The 13,699-nt window shown below is 67.4% G+C and carries 12 protein-coding genes; 3 read left to right on the top strand and 9 right to left on the bottom strand.

Annotated elements, in window-relative coordinates:
• Positions 1-91 precede the first annotated feature (91 nt).
• On the bottom strand, positions 92-1,402 hold the full coding sequence (locus ACCD11_RS20225) for an ABC transporter substrate-binding protein (RefSeq protein WP_413315200.1): 1,311 nt from the start codon (positions 1,400-1,402) through the stop codon (positions 92-94).
• A gap of 179 nt (positions 1,403-1,581) precedes the next feature.
• On the bottom strand, positions 1,582-2,511 hold the full coding sequence (locus tag ACCD11_RS20220) for a LysR family transcriptional regulator (RefSeq protein ID WP_007834019.1): 930 nt from the start codon (positions 2,509-2,511) through the stop codon (positions 1,582-1,584).
• A gap of 94 nt (positions 2,512-2,605) precedes the next feature.
• Here ACCD11_RS20220 and ACCD11_RS20215 point away from each other — a divergent pair, with 94 nt between their 5' ends.
• Both ACCD11_RS20215 and ACCD11_RS20210 read left to right on the top strand, forming a co-directional pair.
• Complete coding sequence (locus ACCD11_RS20215) at positions 2,606-3,580, top strand: Bug family tripartite tricarboxylate transporter substrate binding protein (protein WP_413315199.1); 975 nt, start codon at positions 2,606-2,608, stop codon at positions 3,578-3,580.
• Between the two features lie 46 nt (positions 3,581-3,626).
• Positions 3,627-4,679: a 4-hydroxythreonine-4-phosphate dehydrogenase PdxA gene (locus tag ACCD11_RS20210; RefSeq protein WP_007834017.1), complete on the top strand. Its 1,053-nt coding sequence runs from the start codon at positions 3,627-3,629 to the stop codon at positions 4,677-4,679.
• 31 nt (positions 4,680-4,710) lie between these two features.
• Here the strand turns inward: ACCD11_RS20210 and ACCD11_RS20205 are convergent, their stop codons facing one another.
• From ACCD11_RS20205 to tal, 3 genes are all read right to left on the bottom strand, one after another.
• Positions 4,711-5,043, bottom strand: a complete 333-nt coding sequence (locus ACCD11_RS20205) for a DUF805 domain-containing protein (protein ID WP_007834009.1) — start codon at positions 5,041-5,043, stop codon at positions 4,711-4,713.
• Between the two features lie 143 nt (positions 5,044-5,186).
• Positions 5,187-6,740 carry a glucose-6-phosphate isomerase gene (gene pgi, locus ACCD11_RS20200; protein ID WP_413315198.1) on the bottom strand — a complete coding sequence of 518 codons (1,554 nt, stop codon included), beginning with the start codon at positions 6,738-6,740 and terminating at the stop codon, positions 5,187-5,189.
• Positions 6,741-6,742: 2 nt separating this feature from the next.
• Positions 6,743-7,699, bottom strand: coding sequence for a transaldolase (tal, locus tag ACCD11_RS20195; protein WP_007834007.1), 957 nt, complete (start codon positions 7,697-7,699; stop codon positions 6,743-6,745).
• A gap of 228 nt (positions 7,700-7,927) precedes the next feature.
• Here tal and ACCD11_RS20190 point away from each other — a divergent pair, with 228 nt between their 5' ends.
• Positions 7,928-8,599, top strand: coding sequence for a lipocalin family protein (locus tag ACCD11_RS20190; RefSeq protein WP_413315197.1), 672 nt, complete (start codon positions 7,928-7,930; stop codon positions 8,597-8,599).
• Here the strand turns inward: ACCD11_RS20190 and ACCD11_RS20185 are convergent.
• Genes ACCD11_RS20185 through ACCD11_RS20170 form a run of 4 tightly spaced genes read right to left on the bottom strand, consistent with a single transcriptional unit; the run spans position 8,545 to position 13,550 of the window.
• Complete coding sequence (locus ACCD11_RS20185; protein WP_413315196.1) at positions 8,545-9,207, bottom strand: HAD family hydrolase; 663 nt, start codon at positions 9,205-9,207, stop codon at positions 8,545-8,547. The genes ACCD11_RS20190 and ACCD11_RS20185 overlap by 55 nt on opposite strands.
• Before the next feature lie 12 nt (positions 9,208-9,219).
• Positions 9,220-10,269 (bottom strand): ABC transporter ATP-binding protein, encoded by a 1,050-nt coding sequence (locus ACCD11_RS20180; RefSeq protein WP_413315195.1) that lies wholly within the window; start codon positions 10,267-10,269, stop codon positions 9,220-9,222.
• On the bottom strand, positions 10,266-12,527 hold the full coding sequence (locus tag ACCD11_RS20175; protein WP_413315220.1) for an ABC transporter permease: 2,262 nt from the start codon (positions 12,525-12,527) through the stop codon (positions 10,266-10,268). Before ACCD11_RS20175 ends, ACCD11_RS20180 begins: the two co-directional genes overlap by 4 nt.
• Before the next feature lie 12 nt (positions 12,528-12,539).
• Positions 12,540-13,550: an ABC transporter substrate-binding protein gene (locus ACCD11_RS20170; RefSeq protein ID WP_042673464.1), complete on the bottom strand. Its 1,011-nt coding sequence runs from the start codon at positions 13,548-13,550 to the stop codon at positions 12,540-12,542.
• Between the last annotated feature and the right edge of the window lie 149 nt (positions 13,551-13,699).

Below are 13,699 nucleotides of genomic sequence, written 5' to 3'. Positions count from 1 at the left end.
GGGGCTGCCCGATCAGGCGCGGCACCGAACGATGCGCCGCGAGCCCCCACCCCTACCTTCCCCCAGCGGGGGAGGGAGCAAGCCCGAAGACTTACTTGTAGTACCCGGCCTTCTTCATCTCGCGCTCGGCCGCCGTCTGCGATGTCTTCAGCGCCTGGTCCACAGTGACCTTGCCCGACAGCGCCGCGCTCATCTGCTGGCCCACCGCTACGCCGATGGCCTGGAACTCGGGAATGGCCGCGTACTGCACACCGACGTACGGCGACTTGGGCAGCGTGCTGTCGGTGAGGTTCGCGCTGTCGATGGCCTTCTTCTCCGCTTCGGCGAACTTGGCGACCTTCTGGAACTCGGGGTTCGCGTAGGTCGATTTGCGCGTGCCGGTCGGCACCGAAGCCCAGCCGGTTTCCTTGGCCACGAGGTTGATGTAGTCCTTGGAGGTCGCCCACTTGATGAACTTCTGCGCCGCCTCGTCCTTGGTCGAGCTGGCCGGAATGGCGAGGTTCCACGACCACAGCCAGTTGGCCCCCTTCGGCGTGGTGGCCGTGGGCGCCTGCGCGAAGGCCACCTTGTCGGCCACCTTCGACTGCTTCGGGTCACTGATGAACGAGGCCGCGATGGTCGCGTCGACCCACGCGGCGCACTTGCCTTCGTTGAACAGCGCGAGGTTCTCGTTGAAGCTGTTGGCCGAGGCGCCCGGGGGGCCATCCTTCTTCATCATGTCGACGTAGAAGGTGATCGCGTCCTTCCAGGGCTTGGTGTCGATCTGCGGCTTCCATTGCATGTCGAACCACTGGCCGCCGTGGGTGTTCACCAGCGTGGTCAGGAAGGCCATGTTGTCGCCCCAGCCCGGCTTGCCGCGCAGGCACATGCCGTACACGCCGGCCTTCGGGTCGTTGACCTTGTCGGCGAACTCCTTCACCTGGGCCCAGGTCGGTTGCTCGGGGAACTTGATGCCCGCCTTGTCGGCCAGGTCCTTGCGGTACATGAGCATCGAGCTCTCGCCGTAGAAGGGCGCGGCGTAGAGCTTGCCGTCGTTCGACAGGCCGTTGCGGATGGCGGGCAGCAGGTCGTCGATGTCGTAGGCGGCGTCGGTGGCAATGGGCTTGAGCCAGCCCTTCTTCGACCAGATCGGGGTTTCGTACAGGCCAATGGTCATCACGTCGAACTGGCCACCCTTGGTTGCGATGTCGGTGGTCACGCGCTGGCGCAGCGTGCCTTCTTCCAGCGTGACCCACTTCACCTTGATGTCGGGGTTGGCTTTCTCGAAGAAGGGGGTGAGCTTCTGCATCTCGATCATGTGGCCGTTGTTCACGGTCGCGATCACGAGTTCGGTGGCGGCCTGGGACAGCGCGCCCGTGCCGATGAGTGCGAGGACGAGGCCCGCTTTCAGAAAACGCTTCATGTTGTCTCCTAGAGGTGAGCGACGCCCTCTTGTTTGTCGGGTCGCCGTGGTCGGATTCTGGAGAAACGCGTTTGCGGTTTTGGTACTTCCGCAGTTGATACCAGTACTTTCATGCACCAGTTGGCTAGTGAATTCCCTAGTTCACGCAAGACAGCATGTAAAACGGCAACCCAAAGGCTTCAGCCGCCGCCCAGCAACTGGCGCCGGAACTGGGCGGCGGCCGGCGAAAGCGCACGGTCCTCGCGGGTGATGAGGCAAATCGGCGGCACGCGCACCGGCAGTTCCACCGGAACGGTGCGAAGCACGCCCAGCCGGGCGTAGTGGCTGGCCTGCGAGGCAGGCATCACAGCCGCCATGTCGGAGCTTTCCAGCAAGGCGGTGATGGCAATGGGCGATGCCGTTTCGATGATGTCGAGCCGGGCCTGGATGCCCGCCTCGCGCATCGCCGCCTCGAAGCGCCCGCGCTGCGGCGAGCCCGGCGGCTGCAGCACCCAGGACCAGTTCGCCATCTCGGCCAGCGTGACCGTGGGGCGATCGAACACCGGGTGCGCGATGCGCACCACCACCACCTGCGATTCGCCCAGCAGCGGCACGCTCGCGTACTTCGCCTCGTCGTGGCCGTCGGTGAGCCGGCCCAGCACGAGGTCGACATCGCCCTGCTCCAGCTGCGCCTGGATCACGTCGCTGGTCTCGACCACCACCGACACGGCCACCTGCGGATGGCGGCGGTGGTACTCCACCAGCGCCGGCGCCAGCAGCTCGGGCACGGCGCCCGGTACGCTGCCCACGCGCAAGGCGCCGCTCAGGCCCGAGCGCAGGGCCAGCATCTCCTCGCGCGCAGTGCCGAAGTCGCTGAGCACGCGGCGGGCATAGCGGATCAGGATCTCGCCGTAGGGCGTGGGCTCCATGCCCCGCGCCAACCGCTCGAAGAGCTTTTCACCGAGCGAGTCTTCAAGCTGCTGCAGCAGCTTGGTGGCCGCGGGCTGGCTGATGTTCATGGCCTCGGCCGCGCGGCCGAGATGGCGGTGGGCATCGAGCCGGGCCAGCAGCAGCAACTGGCGCGGCCGCACGTGGAGCATCAGCGAGGCGTCGGTCGAGCCGGAGTTCATGCACAAAAGTATATGAAGCTTCGGGCTTTTTCGATTGGATCGGGATGGCGAAGCTCCGTACGCTCGGTCCCCACAACAAGCAGGAGACGACCCGATGAAGCTTTACTCCCTGGCCCGCGCGGCAGGCCTGGCCGCCGCGCTGCTGGCCGCGGCGTCGGCCGGCGCCCAGTCCGCCTACCCCGACAAGCCCCTGCGCATCATGGTGGGCGCCTCGCCCGGAGGCGGTACCGACATCCTTGCGCGCGTGCTGGCCGACAAGCTGTCGCCAGCGCTCAAGCAGCCCGTGGTGGTCGAGAACCGGCCCGGCGCCTCCAACACCATTGCCGGCGAACTCACGGCCCGCGCGCCGGCCGATGGCGCCACGCTGCTGCTGGCCACCAACACGGCGCAGGCAGTGGCGCCGCACATCCTCAAGCTCAAGTACGACCCGCTGAAAGACCTGCAGCCCGTGGGCCTGGTGGCCGTGATGCCCAACGTGCTGGTGGTGTCCGCGAACTCGCCGTACAGGTCGGTGAGGGACCTTGTGACGGCGATGGCAATGAAACCCGGCGGCTTCAAGTACGCGTCGTCCGGCATCGGCAGTACCCAGCACGTGGGCGGCGAGGCCTTCAACCTGGCCACCGGCATGAAGTCGATCCATGTGCCCTACAAGGGCAGTTCGCAGGCGCACGTCGACATCATCTCGGGAGAGGTCGACATGATGTTCGACAGCACCTCCTCGGCCATGGGCCAGATCAGGGCCGGCAAGTTCCGCGCGCTGGCCGTGAGCGCGCCGCAGCGCTCGCCCGAGCTGCCCGACGTGCCCACGCTGGCCGAGCAGGGCATCAAGGGTGCCGACGTGTCCACCTGGTACGGCCTCTACGTGACGGCCGGCACGCCCCGCCCCGCGATCGAGCGGCTGAGCGCCGAACTCGTGCGCACGCTGAAGCTGGCCGATGTGCAGAGCCGCATCAAGGCACTGGGCGGCGAGCCTGGAACACTGACCGGCGAACCCTTCGCGGCGATGAACAGGCAGGAGTTCGACCACTACGGCCAGCTCGTGCGCGACGCCAACATCAAGGCCGAATGAGCCGGTCCTTGTTCCCCTTTTTCTTCAACCGCATCCAACCGACACCATGCCCACCCCACCCAAGACGCCGAGCGTGATCTCCGCCAAGCCCCGCATCGCCGTGCTGCTCGGCGACCCCGGCGGCGTCGGCCCCGAAATGGCCGTGAAGCTGCTGGCGCGCCAGCGCAACCTGGACGCCGCGCGCGTGCTGCTGATCGCCGATCCGGTGGTGCTGGCCGCTGGCGAACGCGTGGCGGGCCTGAAGCTGGCCCCGCTGCAGGTCGAGAGCCTCGACGAGCTGCATTTCGAGGACGGCCGGCCCAGCCTTCTCGCGCGCGACTGGATGAAGGGACAGGAGCCGGTGCCCGGCGAGTCGAACGAACAGTCCGGCCGGGCTTCGTTCGAGGCGCTGGAACTGGCCACGCTGGCGGTGCGCCGCGGCCAGGCCGAGGGCATCCTTTTCGCGCCGCTCAACAAGCATTCGCTGCGCCTGGGCGGCCTCGTGCACGAGGACGAGCTGCGCTACATGCAGGAGCGCTTCGCGGTGACGGGCTTCGTCTGCGAGTTCAACCTCACCGGTTCGCTGTGGACCTCGCGCGTGACCTCGCACATTCCACTGAAGGACGTGGCGAGCCACATCACCGTGCAGGGCGTGAGCGACGCGGTGAAGATCATCGCCGCCGCGCTGCGCCGCGCGGGCGTGGCGGAACCGCGCATCGCGGTGACGGGGCTCAACCCGCACGCGGGCGACGGCGGCTCCATCGGCATGGAGGAAATCGAGATCATCGCGCCCGCCGTCGAGCGGTTGCGCGCCGAGGGCTTCGACGCACGCGGCCCGTTCTCGCCCGACACGGTGTTCATCGGCGCGCGCCGCGGCGACGTCGATGCGGTGGTGTCGATGTACCACGACCAGGGCCAGATCGCGATGAAGCTCATGGGCTTCGAGCAGGGCGTGACGCTGCATGGCGGCCTGCCTGTGCCAGTGGCCACGTCGGCCAGCGGCAGTGCATTCGACATCGCGGGCCGGGGCATCGCGAACATCGAGGGCCTGCAGCAGGCCTTCGACCTGTGCGTGCGCATGGCGAGCGGCCAGGAAAAAGGGCCGCTTGCGCGGCCCTGACGATCCGGCGCTGCGTGCGCCGTTGCAAAGCTCAGGCGCTCGCCGGTGCGCCGTGCGGGTTGGTCTCGGGCTGGGAGGGCTGCACGTAGAAATAGATCAGCACGAGGTTGACGATCGGGATGAGCATCAACAACTGGAGCCAGCCGCTCTTGCCGATGTCGTGCAGGCGGCGCGCGCCCACGGCCAGCGCGGGCAGCAGGAAACCCAGCGCCGCGATGACGTACACGAACTGATGAATGAGGCTCGCGACGATGAGCACGATGACCTCGGCCAGCACGAACCACCAATATTCCGAGCGCGATGCGCGCCCGTTGAAATCGGCGTATTTGCTGAAACAAGTCTTGACCGCTGTTTGAAAATCCATTGATCGACTCCTCTTGATGGGTCCCAGGGAAATTTCCCCGGACCGATCATATCGATGCATCTTCCAACGGCAAACTCGGCCATTCGTACGCAAACAAACGGCTTATTTCAAGAAGCCGCCCAACGAATCCGGGTCCGGATTCTTCAGTTTCCCAGCCGCTTCAACAGCCCTGCCGTCGATGCATCGAGCCCCGCGACGTCGCCCGAGGCCAGGCGCGGCTCGATGTCGCGCGCGAGCACCTTGCCCAGCTCCACGCCCCACTGGTCGAAACTGTTGATGCCCCACAGCGCGCCACTGGTGAACACGCGGTGTTCGTACATCGCGAGGAAGGCGCCCAGCGATTCGGGCGTGAGCTTCTCGAACACGAAGAAGGTGCTTGGCCGGTTGCCCGGGAAGTTCTTGTGGCCGCCCTCGTCGAGCTTGCCGACCATCAGCGCCTGCGCTTGCGCGAGCGCGTTGGCCAGCAGCTTGGGGTGATGGCCTTCAAGGTCGTGCGCCGCGTCGCGCACCGCCACGAATTCGAGCGGAATCACGTCGGTGCCCTGGTGCAGCATCTGGAAGTAGGCATGCTGGCCGTTGGTGCCGGGCTCGCCCCAGAGCACGGGCGAGGTGCCGAAGTCCACGGGCTTGCCGCTGGCATCGACCTGCTTGCCGTTGCTTTCCATCTCGAGCTGCTGCAGATAGGCCGGCACGCGCTTGAGTGCGCTGTGGTACGGCGCGATGCTGCGGCTCGTGAACTTGTGGAAGTTGCGATACCAGACGTCGAGCAGGCCCAGCCGCACCGGCAGGTTGTGCTCCAGCGGCGCGGTGCGGAAGTGCTCGTCCATCGCATGCGCGCCCGCCAGCAGGCGGCGGAAACCGTCGGCGCCGATGGCCAGCGCAATCGGCAGGCCGATGGCCGACCACAGCGAATAGCGCCCGCCCACCCAGTCCCAGAAGCCGAAGGTGGTGTCGATGCCGAACTTCTTCGCCGCTTCCACGTTGGTGGTGAGCGCCGCGAAGTGGCCCGCGATGTCGGTGCCGCCCGACTGCTCGTACCAGCGCCTGGCCGACTGCGCGTTGGTCATCGTCTCGGCCGTGGTGAAAGTCTTCGAGGCAATGAGGAACAGCGTGTGCTCGGGCGCCAGGCCCTGCAGCACGCCGGCCAGCTCGTGGCCGTCGACGTTCGAGACGAAGTGGAATCGCTTGCCCGGCGCGGCGAACTCGGCCAGCGCCAGCACCGCCATCTGCGGGCCGAGGTCGGAGCCGCCGATGCCGATGTTGACCACGTCGGTGATCGTGTGGTCGCCGCGCACCTTCTCTGCATAGGCCAGCATCGCGTCGAGCGTGGCGTGCACCTCGCGCAGCTCGTTCGCGGTCTTGGGCCCGGTCGGCGCATCGGCCGGCGCACGCAGCAGCGTGTGCAGCACGGCGCGGTCTTCGGTGACGTTGATGTGCTCGCCCGCGAACATGGCGCCGCGGTGCGCCTCGAGGCCGCATTCGCGGGCCAGCGCGAGCAGCAGCTCCTCGGTGCGTGCGTCGATCAGGTTCTTCGACAGGTCGGCGAAGACATACGGCGCCTCCTGGCTGAAACGTGCAAAGCGGTTCGCGTCGTCCACGAAGGCATGGCGCACGTCGAACTGGCGGCCCGCCGTTTCGAAGCTGGACTGGAGTTGCGCCCAGGCCGGCGCATGGTCGCAGCGAAGGGTCATGGCCATGTTTACTTGCCGCTTTCCTGCATGAGTTTTTCGAGCTTCACAGCGTCGGCTGCGAAGGCGCGGATGCCTTCCGCGAGCTTCTCGGTGGCCATGGCGTCTTCGTTCAGCGCAAAGCGGAAGCCCGCCTCGTCGTAGCTGACCTTGGCGATGTCGCCCCCGGGTGCGGCCTTGGCGTCGAGCGCGTGCTGCAGCGGTTCGTTGCTGGCGGCCAACTCGGCCAGCAGCTCGGGGCTGATGGTCAGCAGGTCGCAACCAGCCAGCGCCTGGATCTGTCCCACGTTGCGGAAGCTCGCGCCCATCACCTCGGTCTTGATGCCGTGCTGCTTGTAGTAGTTGAAGATTTCCCGCACCGACTTGACGCCCGGGTCGTTGGCGCCGGCACTGGCCGCTTCGTCCCACTTGGCGCCGGCCGACTTCTTGTACCAGTCGTAGATGCGGCCCACGAAGGGCGAGATGAGCTGCACGCCGGCCGCGCCGCAAGCCACGGCCTGCGCGAACGAGAACAGCAGCGTGAGGTTGGTGCGGATGCCCTTCCTCTCGAGTTCGCGCGCCGCCTCGATGCCTTCCCAGGTGGAGGCCACCTTGATCAGCAGGCGCTTTTCGGTGTCGATGCCTTCGGCCTTGTAGAGCGCCACGATGCGCTCGCCGCGCGCCACGGTCGCGGCCGTGTCGAAGGACAGGCGGGCGTCGACCTCGGTCGACACGCGGCCCGGGATGATCGAGAGGATTTCGCTGCCGAAGCGCACCAGCAGGCGATCGATGACCTCATCGAGCGGCTTGCCGGCGTGCTTCTTCACGGTTTCATCGAGCAGCGGCCGGTATTCGGCCTTCTGCACGGCCTTGAGGATGAGCGACGGATTGGTGGTCGCGTCCTGCGGCCTGGAAACGCTGAGCTGCTTGAAGTCACCGGTGTCGGCGACGACGGTGGTCCACTGGCGGAGGGCATCGAGTTGGTTCATGAAATGATTATCCAGTGCGGGTTGTGACAAGTCCTGCACGCAGTTGCGCGTGGGCCGATGTTTTCATGCGCACCGTAGCACGGGTTTTCCGCCGCTCTATCAGCCTGTTGCGTACAGGGTTGTCAGCCGCCCTGCCCTACACCGGCTGTGGTCCGTGGCTGACGGCATCGGCCGCCCGCCCGGGGCTACGCTGCGCTCCACGCCGAAATTTTCAGCCAGGAGCCCTCCATGTCCCATCGCCAACGCGGCCCCGCGCCTCCCGACGGCCAGCCCTTCGACGACCGCCGCACCAGCGCGGCGATCGGCACCATGGCCACTGCTTTCGTCATGGGCGGCGCCGCGGCCTGGCTGGCCCTCCAAGCTTCGCGCACCGCGCGTGTGCAACCGGCCGGCCCGGCCGACGGCGCACCGCTGATGCGGGCTCCGCTGCAGGTGGTGGCGCCGGTCGACCTGCGGCGCTATGCCGGCATCTGGCACGAGCAGGCGCGCCTGCCGAACCGCTTCCAGAAAGCCTGCGCCGGCTCCGTGACCGCCGAGTACACACTCCAGCCCGACGGCACCGTGCAGGTCGTGAACCGCTGCGCGCGCGCGGACGGCAATTTCGACCAGGCGACCGGCACCGCGCGCGTGGTGTCCGTGGCAGGCCAGCCCGGCGCGGGCCGACTCCAAGTGCGCTTTGCGCCCGCCTGGCTTAGCTGGCTGCCCATGGTCTGGGGCGACTATTGGATCCTGAAGCTCGACCGCAACTACGAGGTGTCGCTCGTCGGCACGCCCGACCGCGAATACCTCTGGGTGCTGTCGCGCGCGCCGCGCCTGGACGACGCGATGCTGAAGGCCGAGCTGGACTACGCCAGCAGCCTGGGGTTCGACACCGACAAGGTGGTGCTGACCGGTAGATAGCGCTGCAGCTGCGACGGCAGCATGGCCGGCGTGGTGCAGTGGATGGCCTGCCAGCCGAAGGCGCGCGCCGCCTCTACGTTGGCGGCGGAGTCGTCGATGAACACGGTCTGTTGCGGATCGAGCGCGTAGCGCATCGCCAGCACCTCGTAGATCTCGCGCTCGGGCTTGAGGAACTTCACGTCGCCCGAGAACACGCCGCCGTCGAAGCGTTGCATGAACGCATGCCGGCGCTCGATGGCGCGGGCGTACGACGCAGGCATGTTCGACAGGTAGTACAGGCGCAGCGGCTGGCCGGCCTCGCGGTGCGCGACCAGCTGTTCGAGCATGTCGACCGTGACGCCGATCGGCTCCAGCCGCTCGCCCAGTCCTTCGAGCATGGTGCGAAGCGGCCCGGCCGGCAGCGAGAGCCGGGCCGACATGCGGGCGATGGCATCGTCCAGCGTGCGGGTGCCGCAGTCGAAACCCGTCCAGTCGTCGTGATGGAAAAGTGCCCGGCCCATGGCGACCGCGGCAGCCTCAGTGGGCGCGTGCTGCGCGAGATAGGCCTGTACCAGCCGGGTGGGCTCCCATGCGAACAGCACGGCGCCCAGGTCGAAAACCACGTTCATGGCGCCATTGTTTCATGCACCGGGCACCACGCTCACGCCGTGGGCTCCCAGCGACAGCGTGGCCTGCGCGCCCGCCGCCAGCGGACGGGACAGGTCGTTCGACACCACGAAGACCGGCCCCAGGGTGGTGTCGAAGCCGTATTCGTAGAAGCTGCCGAGGTACGCCGCCTTGCGCAGCGTGGCCGGCAGGCCGCTGCCCGCGTCCGCGGCGCCGATCTGCCAGGCTTCGGGACGCACCGCGACCTTCACCGTGCCGGGTACCACCGCATGGCGCGGCTGCAGGCGCAGCGGGCCGAGCGCCACGCTGCCGTCGACGTGCGCCGTGGCGGGGAACACCATCGCCTCGCCCATGAAACCGGCGACGAACTCGCTCTCGGGCCGCCCATAGAGCTGCTCGGGCGTGCCGCGCTGTGCGATCACGCCGTGGTCCATCACGATGATCTGGTCGCTCACGGCCAGCGCCTCGCTCTGGTCGTGCGTGACGTAGGCCACGGTCAGCTTCAAGCGCTGCTGCAGCGCGCGGATCTCCTCGCGCATCTCGCGGCGCAGGCGGGCGTCGAGGTTGGAGAGCGGCTCGTCGAAAAGCAGCACCGCCGGCTCCAGCACCAGCGCGCGCGCCAGCGCCACGCGCTGCTGCTGGCCGCCCGAGAGTTCGCTGGGCAACCGCTCGTCGAAGCCGACCAGGCCCACGCCGCGCAACGCCTCGCGTGCCCGCGCGGTGGCCTCGTCCTTCTTCACGCCGCTCATGCGCAGCCCGTAGCCCACGTTCTCGATCACGTTCATGTGCGGGAACAGCGCGTAGCTCTGGAACATCATGCTGACGTTGCGCTCGGCCGGCCCCAGCGTGGTGACGTCGCGCCCGCCCATGAAAATCGAACCCGAGGTCGGCGACTCGAGCCCCGCGATCATGCGCAGCGTGGTCGTCTTGCCGCAGCCCGACGGGCCGAGGATGGTGGTGAGCGTGCCGACAGGCACTTCGAAGCTGATGCCCTTGACGGCCAGCGGCGCGTTCCTGTCGGTGCCGTAGCGCTTGGTGACGTTGCGGAATTCGATGCCGTTCATGCCAGGCCTTCCATTTTGTGATGTCCCTGATGCTGCGGCGTGGCCCCTCGTCGTCCCAGCTTTCGCTCTCCCACCACGAACTGCACCAGTGCAATCGCCAGCGACATCAGGATCATCAGCACCGTGCAGTACGCCAGCGCGATGCCGTAGTCGCCGTTGCCGACGCGGCCGATGATGTAGGTGGTGGCCAGCTCGTTCTCGGCCGTGACCAGGAAGATCACCGCGCTCACCGTCGTCATCGCGCGCACGAAGCTGTAGACCAGCGCGGCCACCAGCGCGGGCTTCAGCAACGGCAGCACCACCTTGAAGAGCGTCTGCGAGGTCGATGCGCGCAGCATCAGCGAGGCTTCGTCGAGCGAGCGGTCGAGCTGCTTGAAGGCCGCAGTGCCTGCACGCACACCCACAGGCAAATTGCGAAACATGAAGCACAGCACGATGATGAGCCCCGTGCCCGTGAGCTCGAATGGCGGCACGTTGAAGGCCAGGATGTAGCTCACGCCGAGCACCGTCCCCGGAATGGCGAAGGCCAGCAGCGCGCCGAACTCGAACAGCCCCTGTCCCCTGAACTCGTTGCGCGCCAGCAGCCACGCGATCAGCAGGCCGAGCGCCGCAGTGATGGGCGCCGAGATGCCCGCGAGCTTGAGCGTGGTGATCAGCGAGTTCCATGCCGTACCCGCCCACACCAGCCCGAACTGCCCCCATTCGAGCGAGAACGCGTTCCTGAAGTGGTTCAGCGTGAAGCTGTAGTCGCGCCCCCAGGTCTGCACGAAGCCGCCCGCGAAGGCGAACAGGTAGACCACCGCGGTGAACGCGATCCACGGCAGCGCGATGCACTGAATGGTGCGGCGCACGCCGTCGGGCAGCGCCATCGCGATGCCGGCGTCGCCCTTGCCGCTCACGGTGGTGTAGTTCTGCTTGCCGAGCAGGCCGCGCTGCAGCGCGAACACGCCGAGCGCAAACAGCGTCAGCACCCAGGCCAGCGAGGCCGCGCGGCCCTGGTCGTACTGCGCGCCGACGATGGCGAAGAAGATGTCGGTCGACAGCACCGAGAACTGCCCGCCCACCACCACCGGGTTGCCGAAGTCGGCGATGCTCTCGATGAATCCCACCAGGAAGGCGTTGGCCAGCCCCGGCTTCAGCAGCGGCAGCGTGATGGTGAAGAAGGTGCGGCGGCGGTCGGCGCGCAGCATCTGCGCGGCTTCCTCGAGGCTTGGCGCAATGCCCTGCACCACGCCCCGCATGATCATGAAGGCGATGGGCGTGAACGCGAACAGCTGCGCCACCAGCACGCCCGGCATGCCATAGAACCAGCGCGTGGGCTCGATGCCGAACACGTTCTCCAGCACCTGGTTGACGATGCCGGCGCGGCCGAACAGCAGGATCAGGCCGAGGCCCACCACGAACGGCGGCGTGATGATCGGCAGCAGCGCCAGCACCCGCAGCGCGCCTTGCCCACGCTTGCTGCCGCGCTCGGCCATCAGCGCCATCAGCGTGCCGAGAAAGGTCGTGCCGGCCGCGGTGAGCAGGGCCAGTACCAGCGTGTTCCACGCCACGCCGCAGCGCACGCCGCCGGAAAGGCACCCCAGCCCCCAGATGCGTTCGGTGAACACGCGCGCGACAAACGCGGCGATCGACCACTGCCCGTCCTCGTTGAAGAACGCGCCGGACAGCGCCTTGCTCACCGGGTAGGCGATGAACAGCGCCATCAGCACGCCGCAGCCGATGACCGCGGCCGCCACGAACAGGTCACCCTTGAAAAGGCCGAGCCGCGCGATGCCGAAGGCGGCCAGCAGCACGAGCGCAGTGAGCGCCACGAAGCCGCCCGCGCCGATGCCGAACTGGTTGACGGCCAGGTCGCCGAACTGCGCGTTGAGCGCCGCGAAGCTCCAGCCCCGCGCGCCGATCGCGAAGCCTGTCACGGCCAGCCCGATGGCGCCGACCGCGCCACCCGCGAGCAACCAGCGTCCCTGGCTGCGGCCAGCAGGCAGCCACGCACCTGCCGCGCACATCAGCAGCCCCGCAAGGCCGACGAAGAGCCAGCCCCGACCCTGCGTCGCCGCCTGCATCAGGCCGTTGGCACCCTCCGCCTGGCCGAACACCTGAGGAACGGCTTCGTACCAGGTCGCGTCCTGAATCGCATACCAGGGCAGCAGCAGGTACGCGGCCAGGCCCAGCGCGATCCATGCCCAGATCCAGCGCTGCGAGCGCCTGGCCGCGGCCAGTGACGCCGGATTGACCGGCGCGCCGGTGTCGATCAAATGCGCAGCCACTCAGCGCGGCAGCGAATTGACGTCTTTTTCCCAGCGCGCGATCAGGCGCCGGCGCTCGGTGCTCGCGCCGTACTTGGCGTAGTCGTAGTTGATGAACTTGATCTTCTTGAAGTCCGGGATGCGCGGGTCGAGCTTGGCGTTCACGTTGCTCGGCAGCTGGAACTGCTTGTTGGCGGCGCCGAGCTCCTGCGCGGCGGGCGTCAGCGCCCACTCGTAGAACTTCTTGGCCGCCTCGAGGTTGCGCGCGCCCTTGACGATGCTCATGGAGCCGATCTCGGCGCCGGTGCCGTCGCTCGGCGTGATGGTCTCGACCGGGAAGCCCTGCATCTTCTCGCCGGGGCCGTCATGCACGAAGCTGATGGAAATCGCGGTTTCGCCGCGCGCCACCGCCTTGATCGGGCCGGTGCCCGAGCGGGTGTACTGGCCGACATTCTTGTGCAGCGCCTTCAGGTAGTCGAAGGCCTTGTCCTCGCCCATCAGCTGCACCAGCGTGGCGATCATGGTGTAGGCCGTGCCGCTGGAGGCCGGGTTGGCCACCTGGATGTCTCCCTTGTACTCGGGCTTGAGCAGGTCGGCCCAGGTCTTGGGCACGGGCAGCTTCTTCTTGGCCAGCAGCTCGGGGTTGTAGCCGAAGCCCAGCGGACCCGAGTAGATGCCGACGGTCTTGTAGCCCGACTGCCTGGCCTGCTGCTGGGCCCAGGGGTGCAGCTGCGAGAGCGTGGGTGACTTGTATTCGAGCGTGAGCCCCTGCTCGGCCGCCTGCAGGTGCGGGTCGCCGGTGCCGCCGAACCAGACGTCGGTCTTGGGGTTGTCCTTTTCGGCGATCAGCTGGGCCAGCGCCTCGCCGGAGCCCTTGAGCGCCATGTTGATGCGCACACCGGTGGTGCGTGCGTAGACGGTGGAGATCACGCTGCACCACTCGGCCTGGACCGAACAGATCACGTTGACGGTCTGCGCCGACGCGGCGGCCGACAACCCGAGCAGCGCGGCTGCGGTAAAAAGCTTCTTCATTTGAATTTTCTCCGCCTCATGCATAAAAAAAGGCCTCGCGGCCACAGGTCAGCGTAGCTTTAGTACAGGTCGGGCGAATCGGTACAAGTACCATCGCATGTGGCCCTCTCGGCGGCCCACGACCTGCTCGGCATTCAGACAAAGGAAAG

The organism is Variovorax sp. Varisp36, assembly GCF_047304235.1.
Taxonomy (GTDB): domain Bacteria; phylum Pseudomonadota; class Gammaproteobacteria; order Burkholderiales; family Burkholderiaceae_C; genus Variovorax.
Note: the sequence above shows the minus strand (reverse complement) of the source record. Positions and strands in the feature narration are given on the sequence as shown.